The sequence below is a fragment of the Mesorhizobium sp. WSM4829 genome, assembly GCF_055811475.1.
Window position 1 is genome coordinate 177,145 of sequence record NZ_JBVVQJ010000011.1, and the last position, 2,174, is coordinate 179,318.

2 protein-coding genes are annotated in these 2,174 nt (G+C 59.1%); one reads left to right on the plus strand and one right to left on the minus strand.

Annotated features, from left to right (window positions below):
• Window positions 1-158 precede the first annotated feature (158 nt).
• Window positions 159-1,190 (minus strand): substrate-binding domain-containing protein, encoded by a 1,032-nt coding sequence (locus AC0L17_RS13770; protein WP_027156384.1) that lies wholly within the window; start codon window positions 1,188-1,190, stop codon window positions 159-161.
• A gap of 489 nt (window positions 1,191-1,679) precedes the next feature.
• On the opposite strand from AC0L17_RS13770, the gene AC0L17_RS13775 reads away from it, so the two are divergent.
• Entirely contained in the window at window positions 1,680-2,123 is a 444-nt protein-coding gene (locus AC0L17_RS13775; protein ID WP_473516214.1) for a hypothetical protein, read from the plus strand.
• The last annotated feature ends 51 nt before the right edge of the window (window positions 2,124-2,174 follow it).

The following is a 2,174-nucleotide window of genomic DNA, read 5'->3' on the forward strand; positions in this document are numbered from 1 at the left end:
CGTTTTTTTTTTTTTCTAGTGGTGTTTTTTTTTTTTTTGCGTTTTTTTTTTTTGTGTTTTTTTTTTTTTTTTTTTGGGGGGGGGGGGGGGGGGCGGGCGCCCCCCCCCCCCCCCCCGCCCGGTCGAGCATTCCGAAGGAGCTCCGAGAGCGGCGGGCCTTATTCCTCGATGCCCTTGGTGCCGCGCCGCTTGAGGTAGGCGTCCCAATAGAAATCATCGGCATTTTCCGCGGTGACGATGGAAAAGCCGTTGTCGACGAAGGGCACGCTCATGCCGTTGAAGCCCGACCGCCGGGCGTCGTTCATCGGATCGATCAGTTCAGGATGCTTGGCCAGCCACAGCAGCATGAATCCCATATAGCCCTGCATGCCCTGGTTCGGGTTGACTGAGCCAAAGATTTCGCCGGCCTTGATCATGTCGAGGATCTTGGCGTTGACGTCGGCCAGCATGACCCGGATCTTGCCGCCGCCTTCCTTGGCGGCCTGAGCTGCGCCGATTGCCGAGTTGGCTTCCGGCATGAACACCGCGCCCAGATCGGGATGCGCCTGAGCAAGGCTGAGCACGGCCTGGTAGGCCTTCGTCGCATCCTGGTTCGACGCAGCGCGGCCGACGAGCTTCATATCCGGCCATTTGGCTTCCATGCGGGCGATGAAGGCGGCAATGCGCTTGTCGTGATTGTCCTGTCCGGGGTTTTCGAGGACCGCGTATTCGCCCTTGCCGTCCATCGCCTTGGCGACTGCATCGGCGGCATAGGTGCCTTCGGCGACGTTGTCGGAGGTGATGTAGGATACGCGTTTGGAGTTGGGCGAGTCTGCGGCGAATGTGACCACTGCCGTTCCCTGCTCAATGGCCCGATTGATTGGCTCGATGAAGGGATCGGAGTTCATCGGATGGACCAGGATGCCAGCCGGCTTCTGAGCCAGCGCCTGGTCGAACGTCGCTATTTGCTTGTTCACGTCGTATTCGGGGGTCCCGGTATATTCGGTCTCGCAGCCGAACTGTTTTCCAGCCTGCTTGAACATCTCGTAGACCGGGAACCAATATTCGACGCCGGAAACCATGACGTTCATGACGTATTTTTCACCCGGTTCGCATTTGAACGGGTTAGCGGCCTGGGCAGCGGCGTGGCTTGCCCCCAACACTGTGGTGGCGGCTGCCGAAATGGCGAGCATGCTCAAAAATTTGCGCAAGAGTCCTCCCTCGGCCGAAGCCTGGTCAATGGGCGGTCGGACACTTGCGTGCCGCCGCTTGTGGTTGATGAGGCCGAACCTCCTCCCGAGGCCCAGCAGTTGATCATTCGCAGCAGTTGGCTCGAGTGTCAATAAAATTCACAGACAGAAATATATTTCACAGCCCATCGTGACCGGCGGCTTCGCCCATTGCCGATCTTCCCGGCGCTTCTCCAAAGCCGCGCTTCGCTGCGGCCCAAAAGACGAGTGCGACCAGTTCCTTGCGGCAGTGCCTGCTCGAACGGGCGTAAAGCATCCATTGCCGGCATTGCCCAGATGACCGCCTTCGGAGGTTGATCCGCGCAGCTGACTAGGATAACATGACAATCGTAGTTTAGTTTTAGCCGCGGCCGCAGCAAGGCTGGCCCTTCACGCGCGGCGCCATCAAAACCTTTGAAACTCAGCACAGAGCGCCTGCCCGGCGTCTGTGCGACATGGCGTCCGCAACGAATGATCGACAAGAATCAGATTGCAGCAGAACAGGCAACGTTTCGAGCCTTCGCAAACAGCTATTTGCGTGAGCTGAATTCCGGGATTCCGGTGTTCCACCGCATCGGAGAACGGAACTTCGATTGCGTGGAGATTTCCCTGCCGTCGCGGCATGCCGTGCTGCGCATCGAAATGAAATCCCGATCGCTTTGCGGAATGCACCTGTTTGGACAGATCTGGATTCGTCAGGATGCAGGTCCGAACTGGCACGAGATAGAACCGATCCTGGCCGTGCATCTGCTTGTGCTGGGAGCCAGAGAAGCCGGATCGGCCACGCACCGACAAGCCGATGTGGAGCTCCTCGAACGGATTCTTCAGAGCTGTCAGGCGACGAAGCGTTACCTCGACGCCGCCGATCGGGCGCCGCCATCGGTCGGCTTGATCGTGCCCACTGGCGTGGTGTAGCTGACGGCATTGGACGCCGTGCTCTCCGGCATGGGCCGGACTGATCAGCGC

Coding starts and splice junctions, on each gene's coding strand:
- AC0L17_RS13775 (WP_473516214.1), top strand. CDS start 1,680: ATGATCGACAAGAATCAGATTGCAGCAGAACAGGCAACGTTTCGAGCC.